General features: G+C 39.6%; 1 protein-coding gene. It reads left to right on the top strand.

What is annotated here, in order from left to right:
• A partial coding sequence (locus A3761_RS28325; protein WP_231881101.1) for a hypothetical protein occupies window positions 1–302 on the top strand: 302 nt, incomplete at its 5' end.
• Between the last annotated feature and the right edge of the window lie 236 nt (window positions 303–538).

Here is a 538-nt window from a genome sequence, read left to right on the forward strand (position 1 = left end):
AACGCCGCATACACTTGGCTAGTCGCGCTGCTAAATTAATCCAAGAAATCGCGCAAAATGAAGATTCTCCAGATTATGTCCATACTTTGTATCTCGAGTTAGAATCGATCAAAGTTTGCTGGAAAACACTAACTAGCGAATATCTAGAAGTTACTCTTGATCCGTTAGTTTTAAACACTTATGCAGTTTTGTACCCTTATTTATCGGTCCTTGCTGAAGCTATCAGACTGCATGGATCGGCTCGCGATGAGATTATCAATACCGTCTTAAAGCAAAAATATTTCGAGTTTTGCTCATCATGATCAAACTTAACAAGTTTAGCCTGCATCGCCCAAGGACGCCTTGGGCTGGACTCGCTATCGCTCGCCGCAGCTAAAGGCGTTAGAATTTTTAGGCATCATCCACAAAAGGAAGTATTAGTGATTAAAAAAATACGAATATTAATTTTCATTGCTGTTTGTTCTGCTCTTTTACCAGCTTGCGCTCATTTTTCCTCAAGTTCTTTCCAAGAAGAATATGTTCAAGGTGATCAAACTAC

The sequence above is a fragment of the Oleiphilus sp. HI0123 genome (assembly GCF_001635315.1).